17 protein-coding genes and 1 tRNA gene are annotated in these 19788 nt (G+C 65.4%); 11 read left to right on the top strand and 7 right to left on the bottom strand.

The window, feature by feature from the left end; genetic code table 11:
• Positions 1-148 precede the first annotated feature (148 nt).
• Genes mutY through mutM form a run of 3 tightly spaced genes read right to left on the bottom strand, consistent with a single transcriptional unit; the run spans position 149 to position 4078 of the window.
• Positions 149-1267 carry an A/G-specific adenine glycosylase gene (gene mutY / locus AC1DOP_RS15320; RefSeq protein ID WP_441934882.1) on the bottom strand — a complete coding sequence of 373 codons (1119 nt, stop codon included), beginning with the start codon at positions 1265-1267 and terminating at the stop codon, positions 149-151.
• Positions 1264-3210, bottom strand: a complete 1947-nt coding sequence (locus tag AC1DOP_RS15315; protein ID WP_441934883.1) for a dynamin family protein — start codon at positions 3208-3210, stop codon at positions 1264-1266. The genes mutY and AC1DOP_RS15315 overlap by 4 nt, the downstream gene beginning before the upstream one ends.
• A 22-nt stretch (positions 3211-3232) precedes the next feature.
• Positions 3233-4078 (bottom strand): bifunctional DNA-formamidopyrimidine glycosylase/DNA-(apurinic or apyrimidinic site) lyase, encoded by an 846-nt coding sequence (gene mutM / locus AC1DOP_RS15310; RefSeq protein WP_477252076.1) that lies wholly within the window; start codon positions 4076-4078, stop codon positions 3233-3235.
• 117 nt (positions 4079-4195) lie between these two features.
• Between mutM and AC1DOP_RS15305 the strand changes: the two genes are divergently transcribed.
• The 7 genes from AC1DOP_RS15305 to pth all read left to right on the top strand — a co-directional run bounded on the left by AC1DOP_RS15305 (position 4196) and on the right by pth (position 10352).
• Positions 4196-6001, top strand: coding sequence for a tetratricopeptide repeat protein (locus AC1DOP_RS15305; protein WP_441934885.1), 1806 nt, complete (start codon positions 4196-4198; stop codon positions 5999-6001).
• A gap of 102 nt (positions 6002-6103) precedes the next feature.
• Positions 6104-6715, top strand: coding sequence for an outer membrane lipoprotein LolB (locus AC1DOP_RS15300; protein ID WP_441934886.1), 612 nt, complete (start codon positions 6104-6106; stop codon positions 6713-6715).
• A 1-nt stretch (position 6716) separates the two neighbouring features.
• Positions 6717-7616 (top strand): 4-(cytidine 5'-diphospho)-2-C-methyl-D-erythritol kinase, encoded by a 900-nt coding sequence (gene ispE / locus AC1DOP_RS15295; protein ID WP_477252074.1) that lies wholly within the window; start codon positions 6717-6719, stop codon positions 7614-7616.
• A 78-nt stretch (positions 7617-7694) separates the two neighbouring features.
• Positions 7695-7771: transfer RNA gene (locus tag AC1DOP_RS15290), tRNA-Gln, on the top strand.
• 155 nt (positions 7772-7926) lie between these two features.
• Complete coding sequence (locus AC1DOP_RS15285; RefSeq protein WP_441934888.1) at positions 7927-8877, top strand: ribose-phosphate pyrophosphokinase; 951 nt, start codon at positions 7927-7929, stop codon at positions 8875-8877.
• A gap of 168 nt (positions 8878-9045) precedes the next feature.
• The gene (locus tag AC1DOP_RS15280; RefSeq protein ID WP_441934889.1) at positions 9046-9633 is read left to right on the top strand and encodes a 50S ribosomal protein L25/general stress protein Ctc; all 588 of its coding nucleotides are present in this window, start codon (positions 9046-9048) and stop codon (positions 9631-9633) included.
• A 134-nt stretch (positions 9634-9767) separates the two neighbouring features.
• Positions 9768-10352: an aminoacyl-tRNA hydrolase gene (gene pth / locus AC1DOP_RS15275; protein WP_477252071.1), complete on the top strand. Its 585-nt coding sequence runs from the start codon at positions 9768-9770 to the stop codon at positions 10350-10352.
• A 45-nt stretch (positions 10353-10397) separates the two neighbouring features.
• Here pth and AC1DOP_RS15270 read toward each other — a convergent pair whose 3' ends face one another.
• The gene (locus AC1DOP_RS15270) at positions 10398-11840 is read right to left on the bottom strand and encodes an HD domain-containing phosphohydrolase (protein WP_477252069.1); all 1443 of its coding nucleotides are present in this window, start codon (positions 11838-11840) and stop codon (positions 10398-10400) included.
• Positions 11841-11884: 44 nt separating this feature from the next.
• On the opposite strand from AC1DOP_RS15270, the gene AC1DOP_RS15265 reads away from it, so the two are divergent.
• Positions 11885-12364 (top strand): GNAT family N-acetyltransferase, encoded by a 480-nt coding sequence (locus tag AC1DOP_RS15265; protein ID WP_477252067.1) that lies wholly within the window; start codon positions 11885-11887, stop codon positions 12362-12364.
• Here the strand turns inward: AC1DOP_RS15265 and AC1DOP_RS15260 are convergent.
• The gene (locus AC1DOP_RS15260; protein WP_477252065.1) at positions 12361-14235 is read right to left on the bottom strand and encodes a DUF3857 domain-containing protein; all 1875 of its coding nucleotides are present in this window, start codon (positions 14233-14235) and stop codon (positions 12361-12363) included. The two genes, AC1DOP_RS15265 and AC1DOP_RS15260, sit on opposite strands and share 4 nt — an antisense overlap.
• 97 nt (positions 14236-14332) lie before the next feature.
• On the opposite strand from AC1DOP_RS15260, the gene AC1DOP_RS15255 reads away from it, so the two are divergent.
• Together AC1DOP_RS15255 and ychF are read left to right on the top strand one after the other, a co-directional pair.
• Complete coding sequence (locus AC1DOP_RS15255; RefSeq protein ID WP_477252063.1) at positions 14333-15430, top strand: patatin-like phospholipase family protein; 1098 nt, start codon at positions 14333-14335, stop codon at positions 15428-15430.
• Between the two features lie 76 nt (positions 15431-15506).
• A complete protein-coding gene (ychF, locus tag AC1DOP_RS15250) occupies positions 15507-16598 on the top strand; it encodes a redox-regulated ATPase YchF (RefSeq protein ID WP_441934895.1) in 1092 nt (363 codons plus the stop codon).
• Positions 16599-16669: 71 nt separating this feature from the next.
• On the opposite strand, the gene AC1DOP_RS15245 is transcribed toward ychF, so the two are convergent.
• Positions 16670-17746, bottom strand: coding sequence for a tartrate dehydrogenase (locus AC1DOP_RS15245; RefSeq protein WP_477252061.1), 1077 nt, complete (start codon positions 17744-17746; stop codon positions 16670-16672).
• Between the two features lie 127 nt (positions 17747-17873).
• Here AC1DOP_RS15245 and AC1DOP_RS15240 point away from each other — a divergent pair, with 127 nt between their 5' ends.
• The gene (locus tag AC1DOP_RS15240) at positions 17874-18785 is read left to right on the top strand and encodes a LysR family transcriptional regulator (protein ID WP_441934897.1); all 912 of its coding nucleotides are present in this window, start codon (positions 17874-17876) and stop codon (positions 18783-18785) included.
• Positions 18786-18787: 2 nt separating this feature from the next.
• Here the strand turns inward: AC1DOP_RS15240 and AC1DOP_RS15235 are convergent, their stop codons facing one another.
• Positions 18788-19777 (bottom strand): PAS domain-containing protein, encoded by a 990-nt coding sequence (locus AC1DOP_RS15235; RefSeq protein ID WP_441934898.1) that lies wholly within the window; start codon positions 19775-19777, stop codon positions 18788-18790.
• Positions 19778-19788: the final 11 nt, after the last annotated feature.

Below are 19788 nucleotides of genomic sequence, written 5' to 3'. Positions count from 1 at the left end.
ATTCGGGGTCAGAGCACTTTTTCGAACAATTCCTCGCGCTCAACACCATCAGGGCCAAGCTGGCGGCTCTCGTGGTGGGCTTGCGCAATCTGCCTAAAAAGATGGCAGCAGGACGTTGCCCAGAAAAGTGCTCTGACCCCGAATTTGTTCAGCCGAACAGGGAGGGCTGGCCGAGCTGGCCCAGCAGTTTCTTGATGGGTGCCGGCAGTGCGGCTTCTTCGATTCGGGCCAGGTCCCACCACACGTGGCTAGCAGGGAGCTCGGCGCGCGACGCCAGCCCGATCCGGTAGGGGTGGATGTGCAGCTTGTAGTGCGTGAAGCCGTGTTCCAGCGGCAGCAGCGTTTCCGTCTCGTCGACCATGCCGAACCTGGCGGCCGCCTCCGACGCCGCGCCCCGGTCGAGTTCTTCGTCCTCATCCAGCGCCACATGCCCGTCGACTTCCGGCAGCGACAGCAGGCCGCCCCAGATCCCGGTGCCGGGCCGCTGCTCGAGCAGCACCTGGCCGCGGTCGATCACGACCAGCATCTGCGCGCGCTTTTCCGGCGTCGCCTTTTTCGGTTTGCGCACCGGCAGTTCGGCGGTGCGCCTCAGGGCGTGGGCCACGCAGCGATCCTGCAGCGGACAGCGGCCGCAGTCGGGTTTCGAGCGCGTGCACAGGGTCGCGCCCAGGTCCATCAGGCCCTGGGTATAGGATTCGATCCCCTCGCCACCTTCGGGCAGCAGCGCCTCGGCACGGCGCCACAAGGCGTCTTCGACCGGCTTCAGGCCGGGATACTGGTCGATGCCGAACACGCGCGCGAACACGCGCTTGACGTTCCCGTCCAGGATCGCGGCCCGCGTACCGCTGGAAAACGCGGAGATGGCGGCGGCGGTCGAGCGCCCGATGCCGGGCAGGTCGGCCAGCAGCGCCGGATCGGACGGGAACACGCCGCCATACTCGGCGACCACGCGGCGCGCGCAGGCGTGCAGGTTGCGCGCCCGGGTGTAGTAGCCCAGGCCCGCCCAATACGCCATCACCTCGTCGACGGGGGCGTCGGCCAGCGCCTGCACGGTCGGGAAGCGCTCCAGGAAACGCGCGTAATAGCCCAGCACCGCGGCCACCTGGGTCTGCTGCAGCATGATCTCGGACAGCCAGATGCGGTAGGCGTCGCGCGTGTTCTGCCAGGGCAGGGCGTGGCGGCCGTGCTGGCGCTGCCAGTCGATCACGGCGCGTGAAAAGCCGGGGTCTTCCAGCGCGCTCAAATCAAATTCGGTCAATCGTTTCATGCTATTTCCAAAACCTGCGATGCCGATGCCGGCGCCGCGTCCTGCGAAGCCTCCAGCACCTGCGTCACCGCGCCCGTCAGTGCGGACAATTTCGTCTTGACCTGCTCGAGTGCCTGCTGGGCCGATTCGAAGGCGGCGATCTTCTGTTCCAGGCTTTCGGTGGCGTCGTGGATGCGCTGGATCGACGATTGCCGGTGCCGCAGCTGTTCGCGGTGCTGGCGGATCTGCGCTTCCAGCGGCGCCATGATCACCTTCAGCCAGGCCTCGACATCGGCATTCGCGGCGCGGAACGTGTGCTTGACGCGCGCGGCGATGGTGTCGACGAAGCGCTCCAGCATCGTGCCGCGGCTGGTGATCAGCAGGGTCGCGGTGCCGGACTGCTTCTGCCAGATCGCTTCGACGGCGTCGACTTCGCTGCGGTAGCGCGCCAGCGACAGGGGCATCGGCATCGCCAGCGCCAGGCCGTGTTCGGCCGAGAAGCGGCGGTACATGGTCTCCATCATCGCGCCGATCTCGCCGATCTTGGCGGTGGAGGCGTCCAGCCTGGCGCGCGCCTCGTCGAAGAAGGTCCGTACCGGCGCGCGCATGCCGGTGGCGAACAGCACGCCTTCCATCGCGGAGCGCACCGCATCGACCTGCTCCTGCAGCACGTCCATGCCGATGCTGCTGTACAGCTCCGTCGACAGGGTCGCGAACACGGCGCGCGTGCCCTGCAGCTTGAACAGGCTGGCGTCGAATTCCTTTTTCTCCATCTCGACGCGGCGCATCATGTGGGCGATCACGCCCTGGTTCTTGCCGCGCAGGCTTTGCAGCTCCTGCAGCTGCTCGACCAGGTCGCGGATGCGCGCCCCCAGCAGCGCCTGCTGGCCGGCCGTGATGGCGTCCATGTCTTCGCGCAGCTGGCGGCGCAGGATGTCCTGGCGCGCCGGAATGAGTTCGTTGAACAGGGCCGATTCCAGCAGCCCGATGCGGCTCTTCTCGAACAGCGCCATGTCCTGGTTGACGCGCCCGACCAGGCCCTTCTGGGCCGATACCGGGAACACCCGGGATGTTTCGAGGCCGAGCAGCTGGGCCGCGCCGGCCTGCTGGCGCGCGATCGCGGCCTCGTTCTCCGCTTCCGTGCGCAGCTCGTCCCACAGGGCGTCGATCTTGTTCAGCACGACGATACGCCCCGGGCCGGCGCCGATGTGGGTGCGCCAGACTTCGATGTCGCTCTTCGTCACGCCGGTCTCGGCGGCCAGGATGAACAGCACCGCGTGCGCGTTCGGGATCAGGTTGAGGGTCAGTTCCGGCTCGGTGCCGATCGCGTTCAGGCCCGGCGTGTCGAGGATGACCAGGCCCTGCTTGAGCAGCGGATGCGGGAAGTTGATCAGCGCATGCCGCCATTGCGGGATCTCGACCAGGCCATCGTCGCCGAGGGCACCAGCCAGATCGGGGTCTTCCGGATCGTAGAGGCCGTAGCTGCGCGCATCGGTGACGCTCACGCGGCGCGTCAGGCTGACCTGGCGGAAGGTCTCGATCATGCGCTCGGGCGATTCGAGCTCGAGCGGCAGCACGGTCCAGGCGGCGGGATCCTCGCGGTAGTCGCTGGTGGCCAGGCGCCCGGCGCGGGTCTCGATCGGCAGCAGGCGGATGCAGGCCGGCAGCTGCGGATCCCATGCCAGCTCGGTCGGGCACATGGTGGTGCGGCCGGGACTGGACGGCACGATGCGCTGGCCGTAGTCGGCAAAGAAGATCGCATTGATCAGCTCCGATTTACCGCGCGAGAATTCGGCCACGAAGGCCACCGACAGGCGGTCGTCGCGCACCCGGGCCAGGGCCCGCGCCAGCCGCTGTTCGGCCGCGCCGTCCAGCAGTTCGGCCGCTTGCACCCAGCCGCGGTAGCGTTCCAGCGCCTCGGCGACACTGGCGCGCCAGGCCCCGTATTGTTGAATATCTTGCATTGTTGTGCCGCCTATCTTTGGCTTACTTCTGGCAGGTCGCGCAGTAGAACGTCGACCGCTGGCCTTGGACGATCTGGCGCACGGGCGCGCCACAGTTTCTGCAAGGCACTCCTGCACGATCATAGACGAAATATGTCTGCTGGAAATATCCGGACTGCCCATTTACTGCAATAAAGTCACGCAGGGTACTGCCACCCTGCACAATCGCGGCGGCAAGGATCTCGCGGATGGCCTCGGCCAGCTTGTCATAGCGGGCGCGGCTGATGCGCGACGCCGCCGTCTTCGGATTGATGCCGGCGCGGAACAGGCTCTCGCAGGCGTAGATATTGCCGACGCCGACCACGATGTCGCCGGCCAGCAGCACCTGCTTGATGGGCGCGTTGCGGCGCCTCGTCTCGCGGTGGAGCAGGTCGCCCGAGAAGCCGTCCTCGAGCGGTTCGACGCCCAGGCCGCGCAGCAGGATGTGCTGCTCGAGTTCGCCGTCGTCGTTGCCGTGCCAGAGCACGGCGCCGAAGCGGCGCGGATCGTGCAGGCGCAGCACGCGCCGGCCTTCGGGGCCCGCATTTTTCTCTCGGACGATCAGGTCGACATGGTCGTGTTTTTTCAGCTCGACCCCCTCCGGCAGCACCCGCAGGTGGCCGGACATGCCGAGGTGGATGATCAGGGTGCCGTGCTCGAAATGGATCAGCAAATACTTGCCGCGGCGGCTGGTCGACAGGATTTCGCGTCCTGCCAGCAGCGCGTCCAGGTTCGGCGGAAACGGCCAGCGCAGGCCTTCGCGCCGCAGCACGACCTGTTCGACGACACGGCCTTCCAGGTGCGGAGCGACGCCGCGCCGAGTGACTTCTACTTCCGGGAGTTCGGGCATATCAGGGAAAGATGCAGGGAAGAACAGTGGAAAAGTATGTAAATTCGTGTTGCAACGGCGCACGCGCGGCAGGCGTTAAGCGTAGAATCGGTCCATCTTGTTGATGCGGGATCGACCTTGAAAAACACTTTCGCCATTGTAACCCTCTCGGCCCTGCTGTCTGCATGCGCTGTGGCGCCCAAGCAGCAGCCGGCCAGCCAGGCCGACCATTCCGACCAGCCGCTCGCCGCCGCCGAGGCGCAACGCCGCGCCGCCGCCGGCGAGCCGGCCCAGGACAGCGCCCAGCAGGGGGACGAGCAACTGCCGAATGTGACGATGACGCCCCAGATGATGTCCCAGCTCATGGGTGCCGAGCTGGCATACAAGAAGGGCGACTGGCAGGGGCCCTACCTCACGCTGATGAGCCTGGCCCAGCAGACCAGGGATCCGCGCCTGGCCAAGCGCGCCGCCGAGATGGCGCTGTCGGCCAAGCAGCCCGACGACGCCCTCGCCGCGGTGAAGCTGTGGCGCCAGTACGCACCCAACTCCGACGAGGCCAACCAGTACTATCTGGGGCTGGTGGTCCTGTCCGACAACCTCTCCGAAGCGGAAAATGTGCTGAAGCAGCGCCTTGCCGACGCCACCCCGGGCGCCCGCGGCCTGATGATGTTCCAGATGCAGCAGCTGGTGATGCGCGCCAAGGACAAGGACGCCGCCATCGCCATGCTCGATCGCCTGGTCGCGCCCTACGGCAACATGATGGAAACCCACGTGGTGCTGGCCCAGTCCGCCCTGGCGCGCGGCGCCAAGGAAGATGCCTTGCGCGAAGCCCGCGCCGCGCTGCAGATCAAGCCGGATTCCGAGATCGCCGTCCTGACCCTGGCCCAGGTGACGGAGGGCGACGAACAGTCGGCGAAGGTGCTGGCCGACTTCCTGGCCACCCATCCGGACGCCAGGGAAGTGCGCACCGCCTACGCCCGCATACTGGTCAACGCCAAGCAGTACGAGGCCGCGCGCAGCGAATTCCTGGCGCTCGACAAGGCCCAGCCGAACAATCCAGGCACCCTGTACGCGCTCGGCATCCTGTCGATGCAGATGAACGACAACCAGGGCGCCGAGCAGTACTTCACGCGCTTCGTCGACGTCATGGAAAAGGCCCCGGAAGAGGAGCGCGACCCGACCAAGGCCGTGCTGATCCTGTCCCAGCTGGCCGAGGACCGCGGCGACATCCCGGGCGCGCTGGCCTGGCTCGACCGCCTCGACACGAACGACCCGAAGCTCCAGTTCGGCTCCGACCTGCGCCGCGCCCAGCTGACCGCCAAGCAGGGCGACCTGGCCGGCGCCCGCAAGCTGCTGGGTACGCTCAAGCCCGCGGAGCCGGCCGAGCAGGCCCAGGTCCTGCTAGTCGAAGCCCAGCTGCTGCGCGATGCCGGCAAGAACCAGGAAGCCTTCAAACTGATGGAGCAGGGCCTCAAGCGCTTCCCGGAAAACACGGATTTCCTTTACGACTACGCCCTGATGGCCGAGAAGATGGGCAAGCCCGCGGTAATGGAGAAAGCGCTGCGCCAGGTGATCGCCAAGGCGCCCGACAACCAGCATGCGTACAACGCCCTCGGCTATTCGCTGGCGGAGCGCAACGTGCGCCTGAAGGAAGCCTACCAGCTGATCGACAAGGCCCAGAAGATGGCGCCGAGCGATCCCTTCATCATGGACAGCATGGGCTGGGTGCAATACCGCATGGGCAAGCTGGACGAGGCCGAAGCCCAGCTGCGCAAGGCCTACGCGCTGCGCAACGATCCGGAGATCGCCGTCCACCTGGGCGAGGTCCTGTGGAAGAAGGGCCAGCACGACGATGCGCGCAAGCTGTGGCGCGAGGCGCGGGCCAAGGATCCGAAGAACGATGCGCTCAAAAGCACGCTGACCCGCTTGCGCGCATCGCTCTGACAGAATCTTTCAAAAAATGGCTATTTTTGAAATAATATTTCATCAATTCGCCAGCTTTTATTAACGTCGTCCCCGCGCAGGCGGGGATCCAAGTTCGTACCGATGCCGATCAAGTTTCCATTTCGCCTGCTAGCAGCCGCCACCATCGCCTTCACCTTGGCCGGCTGCGCCACCTCCACCGCCAATCTGTCCACCGCCTCGGTCGCCGCCTACCGCGACACCATCGACCTGAACGGCAAGATCGCGGTGACCTATCAGAACAATAACGAGACGAACCGGGTCGGCGGCAAATTCAGCTGGACCCAGCGTCCGGGGCACGTCGAGGTATCGATGTTCGACCCCTTCGGCCAGACCGTTGCCGAGATCAGCGTTACGCCGGACTCCGCCACGCTGACCCAGCCCAAGCGCGAACCGCGCACGGAAAAGGACATCGACACGCTGACCCGGCAGGCGCTCGGTTATTCCCTGCCGGTGGCCGGCCTGCGCGACTGGCTGCAAGGCTATGCCACGGATGCCCAGGGCAAACGCTTCGTGGCATCGCCGGCCAACAACAATGTGTTCACGCGCGATGGCTGGAACCTGCGCTTTGCCGAGTGGCAGGACAAGCCGGGCCCAAACGGCGCGCCACTGCCCAAGCTCATCCAGGCGAACCGCGGCGCCACCGCCGATAGCGGCGACCTGTCGATCAGCATCACGATCTTCCCGGAAAGCTGAGATGGCGCTGTCTTCCCTGCACGGCTGCCCCGCGCCAGCCAAGCTCAACCTGTTCCTGCACGTGACCGGCCGCCGCCCGGACGGCTATCACCTGCTGCAATCGGTGTTCCAGCTGATCGATAAAAGCGACACCCTCGACTTCGACCTGCGCGCCGACGACCGCATCGTGCGCGTCAACGACGTGCCCGGCGTGCCGGAAGGGCAGGATTTGATCGTGCGTGCCCTGCGCGCGCTGCAGGCCGAGTTTCAGCGCCGCCACGGCAGGCCGCCGCCCGGCATCAGCGTGCGCATCGACAAGCGCCTGCCGATGGGCGGCGGGCTGGGTGGCGGATCGTCGGACGCCGCCACCGCGCTGATGGCCGCGAATCATTTGTGGCAGGCCGGCCTGAGCGATGCGGAACTGATGGCGATCGGCCTGCCGCTGGGCGCCGACATTCCTTTCTTCCTGTTCGGCGAGACCGCGTTTGCCGAGGGAGTAGGGGAGGCGCTGCAGGCGGTGCCGGGGCCGGATTGCTGGTATGTGGTGATCGAGCCGGGTGTTTCTGTGCCCACTGCGGTAATTTTTACGGCGCCCGATTTGACAAGAAACACTAAACCCGTCAGAATAGCGGACTTCCTAGGGCATCAAGCCGAATCGAAAGATTCAGCGGGGTTCGGGAAAAATGATTTGCAGGACGTGGCAATTCGCCTGTTCCCGCCGGTAGCAGAGGCGGTCGAATGGTTGAGCGGTCATGGGGCGGCCAGGATGACTGGCTCCGGAGCGTGCGTGTTCAGCGCGTTTTCCACAGAGCAAGAAGCAGAGCAGGTGCTGAAGCAGGTACCGGCGAAGTGGACAGCGTGGAAAGCAAGTTCGCTAACGAAACATCCGATGAAATCGCTCTTGCAAATCAACGAGTTGTAGAATAAAATTTTGCCTGTCAGCGCAACGGCAACAAGCTAAAGCGGTGATAAGAAGCAAAAGCAGTACAAGTTTCAGTGTAGGGGAATCGCCAAGCTGGTTAAGGCACCGGATTTTGATTCCGGCATACCAAGGTTCGAATCCTTGTTCCCCTGCCAAAGATTTTGCCTGAGCTGTGGATGACTAGTGCTCCAGCAGGCAATGGAAGTGGGAGCCGCCTAGAGCGGCCCATTTTTTTTGTAGTCCAAGCGTTAATCTTCTTGCATTAACGTCTTTTCAGTTTCTTTCAACGCTTACTCTTCTGGGACTCCCCATGGCTTACGAAAACCTGATGGTTTTTACCGGCAATGCCAATCCGGCGCTAGCAGAAGGGGTCGCAAAAAACCTCGGCATCCCGCTTGGCAAGGCCGTGGTCTCGAAGTTCTCCGATGGCGAAGTAATGGTCGAAATCAACGAGAACGTTCGTGGCAAGGACGTCTTCGTTCTGCAATCGACCTGCGCTCCCACCAATGACAACCTGATGGAAATCATGCTGATGGTCGACGCTCTCAAGCGCGCATCGGCAGGCCGCATCACCGCGGCGATTCCCTACTTCGGCTATGCCCGCCAGGACCGTCGCCCGCGCTCGGCGCGTGTTGCGATCTCGGCCAAGGTCGTCGCCAACATGCTGCAGGAAGCTGGCGTGGAACGTGTGCTGATCATGGATCTGCACGCCGACCAGATCCAGGGCTTCTTCGACATCCCGGTTGACAACATCTACGCATCGCCGATCCTGCTGGGCGACCTGCAGAAGCGCAACTACGACGACCTGCTGGTCGTGTCGCCGGACGTCGGCGGCGTGGTGCGCGCGCGTGCGCTGGCAAAGCGCCTCGGCTGCGACCTGGCGATCATCGACAAGCGCCGCCCGAAGGCGAACGTATCGGAAGTCATGAACATCATCGGTGAAGTCCAGGGCCGTAACTGCGTGATCATGGATGACATGGTCGACACCGCGGGCACCCTGTGCAAGGCCGCCGAAGTCCTGAAAGAGCGTGGCGCCAAGAAAGTCGTGGCGTACTGCACGCACCCGGTCCTGTCCGGCCCGGCCATCGAGCGTATCGCGAATTCGCCGCTGGACGAACTGGTCGTCACCGACACGATCCCGCTGAGCCCGGCAGGCCAGGCTTGCAGCAAGATCCGTCAACTGACCAGCGCGCCGCTGCTGGCCGAAACCTTCAAGCGTATCGTGAAGGGTGACTCGGTCATTTCGCTGTTCGTCGACTAAGAGAATAAGAACGTGGGCACCCGTGCCCACGTCCATGCGTTGTCGATTTCTTGAGTGCGTAGCAATGCGCTCATTCCACGGACACTCCTGGTCGCGGGGGTGTTCACAATTCGGGCAACCGGGCCGGAGCTTTCCGGCATTCGTGCCCATTTATTTTTGGAGTTTCACATGAAAGTAGTCGCATTCAAACGCGAACAGCAAGGTACCGGAGCGAGCCGCCGCCTGCGCAACGCTGGCCAGACCCCTGGCATCATCTACGGTGGCGCCGCTGCCCCGGAACTGATCGCCGTTGACGGCAACGCGTTGTTCCACGCGCTCAAGAAAGAAGCTTTCCACGGTGCCGTTCTGGACCTGGAACTGGATGGCAAGGCTCAGCAAGTGCTGCTGCGTGACTTCCAGATGCACGCATACAAGCAACTGGTCCTGCACGTCGACTTCCAGCGCGTCGATGCTTCGCAAAAGATCCACACCAAGGTCGCCCTGCACTTCGTCAACGCCGAGATCTCGCCGGCAGTCAAGCTGGGCGGCGCCATCGTGTCGCACGTGCTGAACGAACTGGAAGTGTCCTGCCTGCCGGGCAAACTGCCGGAATTCATCACCGTCGACCTGAGCAAGCTGGAAACCGGCGCATCGGTCCACGTGTCCGACCTGACCCTGCCGGAAGGCGTGACCGTGGTTGCTCACGGCAAAGACCAGACCATCGCCACCTCGTCGGTGCCGCGTGGTGCCGCTACGGCCGAAGCCGCTGCCGAGTAATTTGTACTCGCTACCGCTCTTTCGGGAGCGGTTTGACAAAAACCCGCCCGACTCGCGTCCGGCGGGTTTTTTGTTTTGTTCAGCCATTCGCGGTTTTCCGCGATAATCGAGTTTTACGCGAACTTGACCGTTTTATGCACATCCGCCTGATCGTCGGCCTCGGCAACCCCGGCCCGGAATATGAACAAACCCGCCACAACGCCGGCTTCTGGCTGGTCGACAACCTTGCCAACACCTTGCCCAACTGCCGCCTGCAGCGCGAATCGCGCTTCAACGCCATGGTCGCCAAGACCTCGATCTCGGGCAATGAGGTGTGGCTGCTGGAACCGCTGACCTTCATGAACCGCTCCGGCCAGTCGGTCGGCAGCCTGGCGCGCTTCTTCAAGATCGCCCCGGAAGAGATCCTGGTGGTGCACGACGAACTCGACCTTCCTCCCGGTGCAGCCAAGCTCAAACGAGGCGGCTCCTCGGGCGGCCATAACGGCCTGAAGGACATTACCTCGGCGCTCGGTACCCAGGACTACTGGCGCCTGCGCCTCGGCATCGGCCATCCGCGCACCCTCAACCTGCAGCAGGGCGTGGCCGACTTCGTGCTGCACCGTCCGCGCCGCGAAGAGCAGACCCTGATCGAAGAGGCGATCGACAAGTCGATGCGCATCATTCCGATGGTTTGCGAGGGCAAGCTGAACCAGGCCACGACGCAACTCCACACCGATTGATGTAGGGTGGGCGCGGCCGGCGTAGGCTCACCGAGCCCACCCTGCCTAGATCAATCCGCGTGCCAGCGCTTTTAAAGTCGCCGCCGGCCGCGAACTCGCCTCCAGTTTTTCGAAGATATGGTCGACGTGGGTGCGCACGCTGGCCGGACTGATCTTCATGGCGCGCGCCGCTTCCCGGCTCGTTTCTCCCAGGCTGATGTGGCGCAGCACTTCGATCTCGCGCGCCGACAGCAGGGGATCGCGGACCGGCTTCACCTTGCCGGGCTTGGGCGCCATCGCCCGCGCCGCCTCGATCACGGCGGCGACCGCCCGGCGGTCGAAGCGTCCGGCGCCGGCCTGGGCAACGAGGAGGGTCCCGGCGGCGGCCTCGCCATGGGCCGGACGCCACGGGCGCGGCGAGCACATCGCCGTGTAGGCGGCCGCCACCGCCAGCACCCTTTCCTGCATCCCGATCGCTTCCCCGCGCGCCTTGCGGAAGTATCCGCTGCCGTCCACGCGCTCGTAGACGAAGGAGGCCAGGGTCGCATCCTGGACGATGGCGGGTATCTGGTCGCCGGCGCGCGCGGTCCAGAACGGCACTCGCCGCACCTGGTCCCATTCCAGCACGGACAGTTTTCCCGGGCGCTGCCACACCGCGTTCGGCACCGCCACCCGCCCGATCCCATGCAGCAGGGCGGCCCGCACCAGCGGCTTTTCCTCGAGCGCGATCAGGCCCGCCGGCACCGCGCTGCGTTTCGCCAGCTCCGCCACGCGGCGCGAGTAACCGGCCAGCCAGGGCAGCTTCAGCTCGATCACGTCGGCGATGATGGTGAGCGGCACGCGGCGGTCGTGGCCGGGATAGTCGGCCGCGCAGGAGGGCTCGTCCAGCGCCGCCAGCCAGTCCTGGGCGTGGGGCAGCAGGCGCTGCACCAGCGTCGCCGGATATTTGACGCCGGCCCGTTCGCCGATCAGCTTCAAGGCACCGTCCGTGCCGTGGGCCGGCGCCAGCACCTCGAGGTCGCCGGCCAGGCGCACGTAGTACACGGCGCGCGGGATGTTCGGCGCGAACAGCGCATCCTGCATGTCGCCGCGGTGGTGGCTGCCGAACAGGTGGCGCAGGGCTTCCTCGACATCGTTCGACAGGCCCAGCAGCGCCGCGATGTCGCCCGCGACTTCGCACTGCATCTGGGCCAGCGGCAGCACATTGGGCAGGGTCAGGTTGGGATTGCCGGACATGGTGCGCGTTACCATCGCGTGGCGGCCGAGGACGTCGTCGCCGAGCAGGTTGGCGAAGCCGGCCGCCGTCGCCGTGCTGCCCGACCAGCGCAGCAGCCCGACCAGGCGGGTGCTGGTGCAGGCGTCCGCGGCATCGCCGTTTTCTTCCGCCAGCCTCGCGGCCAGGCGCGCCGTCCGGATCGAGTGGTCGGGCGGCAGGCCCATGCTCAGGTCGCCGACCATGGCCAGCACCTGCACGGCATCTTCCACGCTGATGGTTTCGTCGAGTTGCATGGCCATAATGTAACGGCCAACATGAGAGTCAACAAGGAGCACGCATGAAACTACACATCAGGCGCTATCGCCCGGCCGACCGCAAGGCGGTGCTGGCCGCTTTCCGCAGCAATGTCCCCGACCATTTTCCGGCATCCGAAGAGGCCTGGCTGCGTTCGGCGCTGGACGAGCCGGACGGTCCCTTCTTCGTCGCGGTCGAGGGGGAGGAGGTGGTCGCCTTCGGCGGCTATGAACTCTCGGCGTTCTACGACCTGGGCACGCTGGTGTTCGGCCTGGTGCGCGCCGATCGCCACGGTAGCGGCATCGGCCGTCTTCTGCTGAACTACCGCCTGCTGCACATGGCGGGACGCAAGCTGAGGCCGCGCTGGGTGACGGTCGACACGCATCCGCACACGGCCGGCTTCTTCCAGCGCTGCGGCTTCGAGGTGATCGCGCGCTGGCCCGGCGGCTACCGCTCGGGACGCGAGCGGGTGGACCTGCGTTTCGAACTGAGCGACGAGGCGGTGGCGCGGCTGCGCACTTAGAGCGCCTGCTTGCCGGCGACGACGATCTGGCTGCGCAGGTCGCGGATGATGCGCTCCAGCGCCGGCTGCATGGCACGGAAGTCGGCCGGGGTGCAGGTGGCGCGGCCATGGCGGAAGGTCAGGCGGCGCCTGACCACGACCTCGCTGCCGCGCCGCGCGTAACTGGCGCGATAGGTGATGCCGCCGTCCATCAGCTGCACCGGGCGCGGCATGGCGAGGATGCGCACCCCCTTCGGGAAGCGGAATCCGGTTTCGTCGTCGATGTCGATGGCCGGGCAGACGAAGTCCTGGCGCCGCTCGCTCTCCTCGCCGAGCTTGAACACGGCCTCGCCGAGCCCTCCCCAGAGATCGTAGGTGGTGGCCAGCCCGCTCGGGCCGCGCAGGTCGAGGAAACCGTCGCTGGTGCCGGAAAAGGACAACCGGACCTCGTCGCCGCTGCCGGCGCCATCGCCCGGGACCGCATCGAAGACGCCGCGGCTTTTCCGCCCCAGGCCTTGCAGCATGCGCTGGGCGAAGGCGTCGCGCTCGGCCTGGCGCGAATCCTTCATGGCGCTACGCCAGGGCTCGGCCATCGCGCCGCTGGCCGTCTTGCTCAGCCTGAAGCGGCTCTGGCCGTCGCGGCGGATGTCGAACCAGGTCGTGGTGCGCTTGCGCTCGGGCTGGAGGATCGGCGTCATCGCGAAGGTTCCGGTCTTCAGCAGCAGTACCGGCTTGCCGAGGATGCCGGCCGGCAGATAGCCCGCGCCCACCGTCTCCGTCGTCGGATCCAGGTAGAGGCCGAGGCTTGGCACCCAGGTGATCATGTGGTTGAATACGCCCAGGGTCGGCGCATCCGGCAGGCGGTAGGCGTTGCCGTTGTTGACCAGCGCGCCGCTGCTCTCGATGCCGACCGCGGCCAGCAGGGCTTCCAGCAGGCCGGCGTGGTCCTTGCAGTGGCCGCGGATGTTGTGCCTGACCCAGTCCGACAGCGCCAGTGCACGGGCGCGCGCGTCCGGCAGCCCGGCCGTCAGCTGGCGCGCCAGGGCCGTGATGGCCGCCGACGGCTGGGCCTTGCCGGCGGCGCGCGCGGCACCGAGGCGGAAGGCGCGCGCGAAGGCGGTGTAATCGGGAAAGGTCGAGACCGCCAACCGTTTGCCGTAGTCGAGGTAGCTGACCGAGCCGGCCTCGAGGCGATCGTTGTCGCCGTTCACGTAGCGCCACTGGTAGCGCCGGCGCCCCGGCGGACTGTCGCCCGGCACCGGGACGAAGCCGACCGCGTCCGCATGCAGCGGCATCGAGGCCGGCATGTCGTAGACCAGCAGGTAATGTTTGTTGAGGTAGAAGGGCGCGGACGACAGGTCTTCGAAGTGACCGGGGAACAGCGCCGCCTTGCGCCTCAGCACGTAGCGCACCACCAGCTGGTCGCCTACCGCAGCCTCGGGAAACACCACGACTTTCAGGCGCGTGTCCTGGAACATCGGCGCTTCGTCGCTTGCACTCGCCGCTTCCTGCTGGTCCTGCACCTGGCCCGGCTGCACCGGCACCCGCCGGCCGTCCGGCTTGATGGTCCAGGCCTCGAGCGACAGCACCTCGTCCAGGCTGCGGTTGTAGCTGATCGTGGCCTGGCCGTGGGCACGCAGGGCGCGCTGTTGGACGATGGTCTTGGCAAGATCGACGCTGAGCCGGTAACTGCCGTCGGGCTCGACCACGTAGTGCTGGATGAAGCGGTCGATCACCACCGCCGGATCGGTGCCGGTGTCGCGCGCCCGCGCAGGGGCGCTGGCAAACACCAGGGCCAGCAGCACCAGCAGGCCGGCAAGCGCCGCCAAGCCCGGAAGCCAGGCCGGGCAGGGCGCGATAGCGGACTGTGCTGTGCAGCGGCGGGTGGCCATGCGGCTTCCATGAAGTGAGCGATCGGACCATGTTACGAAGGCCGACCTGTTGACCCTTGAGCGAACGCAAGCGCGCTCTTCCTGCGATAATTTCGGGATGAGCGCACTAAGCTTCCACGCCGGGCCGCTGGCCCTGGCCCAGATCCGCGCGCATGGCCTGCGCGCCCGCGACATCGCGGTCGTTCCCGCCGCCGCCGGCGGCCCCAAGGGACTGATCTTCCGCTCGCTCGACCAATGGGTGTTCGGCGAGTGGTTCCCAATCGCACCGCGCGAGCGCACCCTGATCGGCTCCTCGATCGGCGCCTGGCGCATGGCGGCCGCCTGCCAGAAGGATCCGGTGAAGGCTTTCGCCCGCCTGGGCGAGCTCTACAGCGGCCAGCGCTATACCAGCACGAAGCCCTCGCAGGAACAGATCGGCGAAGTGGTGCAGGGCCTGCTGGGAGAATTCGTGCGCGGCCACGAGGACGACATCGTCAACCACCAGCAGCATCGCCTGCACCTGCTGACCGTGCGCGGCAAGCGCTCCCTGGCAGCGCCCGGGCACCGGTATGCGGAAATGAAGGGATTCGCGGCGGCGGCGCTGCACAACCTGGCGTCGCGCGACCGCCTGGCCCGGCTGATGGACCGGGTGGTGATCGGCGACGTGCGCAGCGCTGCAAGCTGGCTGGGCGAGAAGTTCGACAGCTTCGCCACCCACTTTTCGCCGCTGACGCGCGAGAACCTGGCGTCCGGCCTGCTGGCCTCGGGCACCCTGCCGATGCTGATGAAGCCGGTGCGCGACATCGCCGGCGCACCGCAGGGCCACTACTGGGACGGCGGCATCATCGATTACAACCTGGCGCTGCCTTACACGCGCCTTTCACAGCAGGAGCAGGGCGCGATTGTCCTGTATCCGCACTTTAGCGAGCACATCGTGCCGGGCTGGCTGGACAAGGCGCTGCCCTGGCGCCGCGCCGCACGCGGACCGAACCGCGGCTGGCTGGACAATGTGCTCATCGTGGCGCCGAGCCCCGAATTCCTCGCCAAACTGCCGCGCGGGAAACTGATCGACCGTAGCGACTTCAAGTTCTACGGCCTCAACCACGATGCGAGGATTCTTGCCTGGAAACAGGCGATGGACGAGGGCGGGCGGCTGCGCGACGAGTTCGCCTCTTTCGTCGAAAAGCCGGATCTGTCGCGCATTCGTCCCCTTTGATCAGGCATTTGCAGTCTTCGGGGGCAAGCGGGGTTACAATATGAGGTTTCGTAAATTCGACCCCTGAAAGCTTCCCATGAGTCTCAAATGCGGCATCGTCGGCCTGCCCAACGTCGGCAAGTCCACCCTGTTCAACGCCCTGACCAAGGCCGGCATCCCGGCTGAAAACTATCCGTTCTGCACCATCGAGCCGAACGTCGGCGTGGTCGAGGTGCCGGATCCGCGCATGCAGGCGCTGGCCGACATCGTCAAGCCGGAACGCATGGTCAACGCGATCGTCGAATTTGTCGACATCGCCGGCCTGGTGGCGGGTGCGTCGAAGGGCGAGGGCCTGGGCAACCAGTTCCTGTCCCACATCCGCGAGACCGACGCGATCGTCAACGTGGTGCGCTGCTTCGAAGACGACAATGTCATCCACGTTGCCGGCAAGGTCAGCCCGCTGGACGACATCGAAGTGATCCAGACCGAACTGGCGCTGGCCGACATGGGCGCCGTCGAAAAGGCGATCCACCGCGAGAACAAGAAGGCGCGCTCGGGCGACAAGGATGCGGCCAAGCTGGTCGCGATCTGCGAGCGCCTGATGCCGCACCTGAACGAAGGCAAGCCGGTGCGCACCGCCGGCCTCGATGCGGACGAGATGGCCATGATCAAGACGCTGTGCCTGATCACCGCCAAGCCGGCCATGTTCGTGGCCAACGTGTCCGACACCGGCTTCACCAACAACCCGCTGCTCGACCAGTTGACCGAATACGCGAAAGCGCAGAACGCGCCGATCGTGGCGATTTCCGCCGCCATCGAAGCAGAAATCGCCGACCTCGACGACGCCGACAAGGCTGCCTTCCTGTCCGACATGGGCATGGAAGAGCCGGGTCTGGACCGTTTGATCCGCGCCGCCTACAAGCTGCTCGGCCTGCAGACCTACTTCACGGCCGGCGTCAAGGAAGTGCGCGCCTGGACCATCCATGTCGGCGATACCGCCCCGCAGGCGGCTGGTGTGATCCACACCGACTTCGAACGCGGCTTCATCCGCGCGCAGACGATTTCCTACGATGACTACATTGCCTACAAGGGCGAGGCTGGTGCGAAGGAAGCCGGCAAGATGCGTGCCGAGGGCAAGGAATATGTGGTCAAGGATGGCGATGTGCTGAACTTCCTGTTCAACGTCTAAGCAAGCCCCCACACCAAAGAAAAAGCCGCATACCCATGCGGCTTTTTTTTCCATTTGGCAAAAACGAACGCTCAAATCGCCGCAGCAATCGCCTTCCCAACCTCCGTCGTATTCGCCGACCCACCCAGATCCGGCGTCTTCGGCCCCTGCGCCAGCACCAGCTCGATCGCCTTCATGATGGCGTCGTTCGCCGCTTGGTAACGTTCATCGCCGTTGCCGAGGAATTCCAGCATCATGGCGCCGGACCAGATCATGCCGATCGGATTGGCGATGTTCTTGCCGTAGATGTCGGGCGCGGAACCGTGCACCGGCTCGAACAGCGAGGGGAAGCTGCGGTCCGGGTTCAGGTTGGCCGACGGTGCGATGCCGATGGTGCCGGTGCAGGCCGGGCCCAGGTCCGACAGGATGTCGCCGAACAGGTTGGAGGCGACCACGACGTCGAAGCGTTCCGGCGACAGCACGAAGCGGGCGCACAGGATGTCGATGTGGTACTTGTCCCACTTCACGTCCGGATAGGATTCGGCCATCGCTTCGACCCGCTGGTCCCAGTAGGGCATGCTGATCGAGATGCCGTTCGACTTGGTGGCGGAGGTCAGGTGTTTTTTCGGACGGCTCTGGGCCAGGTCGAAGGCGTACTTCAGGATGCGGTCCGTGCCCTTGCGGGTGAATACGGCGTCCTGCACCACGAATTCGCGGTCGGTGCCTTCGAACATCTTGCCGCCCACGGAAGAGTATTCGCCCTCGGTGTTTTCGCGCACCACATAAAAGTCGATGTCGCCGGGCTTGCGGTTGGCCAGCGGGCTCGGTACGCCGGGCATCAGGCGCACCGGGCGCAGGTTGACGTACTGGTCGAATTCGCGGCGGAACTTCAGCAGCGAGCCCCACAGGGAGATATGGTCGGGGACCAGGTTGGGCATGCCGGCGGCGCCGAAATAGATGGCGTCGAAGCCTTCGAGCTGCTGGCGCCAGTCGTCCGGCATCATCTGGCCATGCTCGAGGTAGTAGTCGCAGTTGGCCCAGGCCATGGTCGTGAATTCGAGGTCGAGGCCGAAGCGGGCGGCGGCGGCTTCCAGTACGCGCAGGCCTTCCGGCATCACTTCGTTGCCGATGCCGTCGCCGGCGATGACTGCAATCTTCTGCTTCTTCATGGTGATTCCTTGAACATGGGTTGACGTTGGCTAACATCATATCGAATACGTTCAGGCATATAATCGGTAGATTCGTGAATCGAAAAGACACGAAACGTAAATAATCTTGCCGATGCTTCCTCTTCCCATGCGCCCAGATCTCCATGCCAGCCGTTCCCTGCTGGAAGACCTCAAGCTTTTCTGTACCGTCGTCAGGAAGCACAGCTTTTCCGCGACGGCGGCTGAGCTCGGGGTCTCGAATGCCTTCGTCAGCAAGCGCATCGCGGTGCTGGAACAGACCCTCGGGGTGCGCCTGCTGCACCGGACCACGCGCACGCTGGCCCTGACCGACCATGGCACTGTGGTCCACCAGTGGGCGCTGCGGATCCAGGAAGACGTCGACCAGCTGGGCGAGGCCATCTCGCAGAAGGGGAGTACGCCGCGCGGGCTGCTGCGCCTGTGTACCAGTTCCGGATTCGGGCGCAACCGCGTCGGCCAGGCTGTCTCCGCGCTGGCCCGCAAGTATCCCGAGCTGGAAGTGCAGCTCGAACTGCTGGACCGGCCGATCGACCTGATCGCCGAAGGCTTCCACCTCGACATCCGGGTGGGACAGGTGCAGGAGCCGCACCTGATCGCGCGCCGCATCGCCAGGAACCAGCGCGTGCTGTGCGCCGCGCCGGCCTATCTCGAGCGCCACGGCATGCCGCGGCAGCTGGCCGAGCTGGCGCAGCACCAGTGCATCGTGATCCGCGAGCGCGACCAGGACTTCGGCCGCTGGAAGCTGAGCGGGCCGGCCGGCGAGGAAACCGTGCGCGTCAAGGGGGCGCTCTCGACCAATAACGGCGAACTGGTACACCAGTGGGCGATCGACGGCCACGGCATCATCCTGCGCTCGATCTGGGACGTCGGCCGCAGCCTGGACGATGGGCGCCTGGCGAGGGTGCTGCCGGACTACGCGCAGGAAGCCGACGTCTGGGCCATCTATCCGGCGCGGCTGGGAACGACGGCCAATGTGCGGGTTTGCGTCGCCTTTCTGGAAGAATGGCTGAACGCGTCTTGAGTTTATAAGGGCTGGATCGCGACGACCACCCAGGCCGGCCCGCCATCGTCGCGCCGTCCGGCAGTCACGCGCACTTGCGCCGGCAGCGCTTCGCCGCGGCTGTCCTGCAGGACGGTCTCGAAGGGAGAGGGCGACTTGGCGCGCGCACTGCGCCGCAGGCGCGCGCCGCCGTCCGTGAACAGCTTCAGCAAGGCTTCGCCTTCCAGTTCCGCCTTCGGCCAGCCGAGCCAGGCCGCCAGCGCATCGTTGACGGACTCGCAGCGCAGGTCCGCATCCAGCAGGGCCATGCAACCGGCACTCAGCTCGAGCACCGCGCGGCAGCGCGCCCGTTCTTCGCGCAAGGACTGCTCGACCAGCTTTTGCGCGGTGTTCTCCATGCTGATGCCGACGAACTTGATGACTCTTCCGTCGAACTCGCGCACCGGCGTGGCGCGGGAGCTGATCCAGCGGACGGTGCCGTCGGGCTGGATCAGGCGGAAATCGAATTCGTGCGGGCTGCCGAGACGGATCGACTCCTCGTAGATCCGCTGCATCATCGGGATGTCGTCCGGGTGCACGTGGGTATAGAAGGTTTCGTTGCTCTCGACCTGCCAGCCGTAGACCGACTCCACGTTCGACGAGTACTTGACGTCGTCGGTGATGAGGTCCCATTCCCAGGTCACGATGCGGGCACCTTCCTGGGCCAGCTTCATGCGCGCTTCGTTGGCCACCACCTCGGCGGTGTAGCGGCGGCGCACGTCGGTCATCGGCAGGTCGACCGTCGTCGCGCTTTCCATTTCGTGCTGCGCCTGTTCGCCGTAGCGCAGCCAGACCCAGTTCACGCCCAGGAAGGCGGCCAGCTTGCGCAGCTTCTCGTAATCGATCTCGCCGCCTTTGGTCCACTTGTGCACCGCCGGTCGGGACACGCCTAACACAGTCGCGACTGCCTGCAAGGTCAGGTTCTTATGTTCGAGCAGCTCCTTGAGGCGGAACGCAAAACTGTTTTCTGTCATAAATCGATCCA

This window comes from Massilia sp. 01N410 (assembly GCF_056399665.1).
Note: the sequence above shows the minus strand (reverse complement) of the source record. Positions and strands in the feature narration are given on the sequence as shown.

Excerpts from the sequence above, each read along its gene's own strand:
- AC1DOP_RS15265 (WP_477252067.1), top strand. The coding sequence starts at position 11,885 with ATGAAACTACACATCAGGCGCTATCGCCCGGCCGACCGCAAGGCGGTG.
- mutY (WP_441934882.1), bottom strand. The coding sequence starts at position 1,267 with ATGAAACGATTGACCGAATTTGATTTGAGCGCGCTGGAAGACCCCGGC.
- AC1DOP_RS15245 (WP_477252061.1), bottom strand. The coding sequence starts at position 17,746 with ATGAAGAAGCAGAAGATTGCAGTCATCGCCGGCGACGGCATCGGCAAC.
- mutM (WP_477252076.1), bottom strand. The coding sequence starts at position 4,078 with ATGCCCGAACTCCCGGAAGTAGAAGTCACTCGGCGCGGCGTCGCTCCG.
- AC1DOP_RS15280 (WP_441934889.1), top strand. The coding sequence starts at position 9,046 with ATGAAAGTAGTCGCATTCAAACGCGAACAGCAAGGTACCGGAGCGAGC.
- AC1DOP_RS15270 (WP_477252069.1), bottom strand. The coding sequence starts at position 11,840 with ATGCAACTCGACGAAACCATCAGCGTGGAAGATGCCGTGCAGGTGCTG.
- ychF (WP_441934895.1), top strand. The coding sequence starts at position 15,507 with ATGAGTCTCAAATGCGGCATCGTCGGCCTGCCCAACGTCGGCAAGTCC.
- AC1DOP_RS15255 (WP_477252063.1), top strand. The coding sequence starts at position 14,333 with ATGAGCGCACTAAGCTTCCACGCCGGGCCGCTGGCCCTGGCCCAGATC.
- AC1DOP_RS15240 (WP_441934897.1), top strand. The coding sequence starts at position 17,874 with ATGCGCCCAGATCTCCATGCCAGCCGTTCCCTGCTGGAAGACCTCAAG.
- ispE (WP_477252074.1), top strand. The coding sequence starts at position 6,717 with ATGGCGCTGTCTTCCCTGCACGGCTGCCCCGCGCCAGCCAAGCTCAAC.
- pth (WP_477252071.1), top strand. The coding sequence starts at position 9,768 with ATGCACATCCGCCTGATCGTCGGCCTCGGCAACCCCGGCCCGGAATAT.
- AC1DOP_RS15285 (WP_441934888.1), top strand. The coding sequence starts at position 7,927 with ATGGCTTACGAAAACCTGATGGTTTTTACCGGCAATGCCAATCCGGCG.
- AC1DOP_RS15315 (WP_441934883.1), bottom strand. The coding sequence starts at position 3,210 with ATGCAAGATATTCAACAATACGGGGCCTGGCGCGCCAGTGTCGCCGAG.
- AC1DOP_RS15260 (WP_477252065.1), bottom strand. The coding sequence starts at position 14,235 with ATGGCCACCCGCCGCTGCACAGCACAGTCCGCTATCGCGCCCTGCCCG.
- AC1DOP_RS15235 (WP_441934898.1), bottom strand. The coding sequence starts at position 19,777 with ATGACAGAAAACAGTTTTGCGTTCCGCCTCAAGGAGCTGCTCGAACAT.
- AC1DOP_RS15300 (WP_441934886.1), top strand. The coding sequence starts at position 6,104 with ATGCCGATCAAGTTTCCATTTCGCCTGCTAGCAGCCGCCACCATCGCC.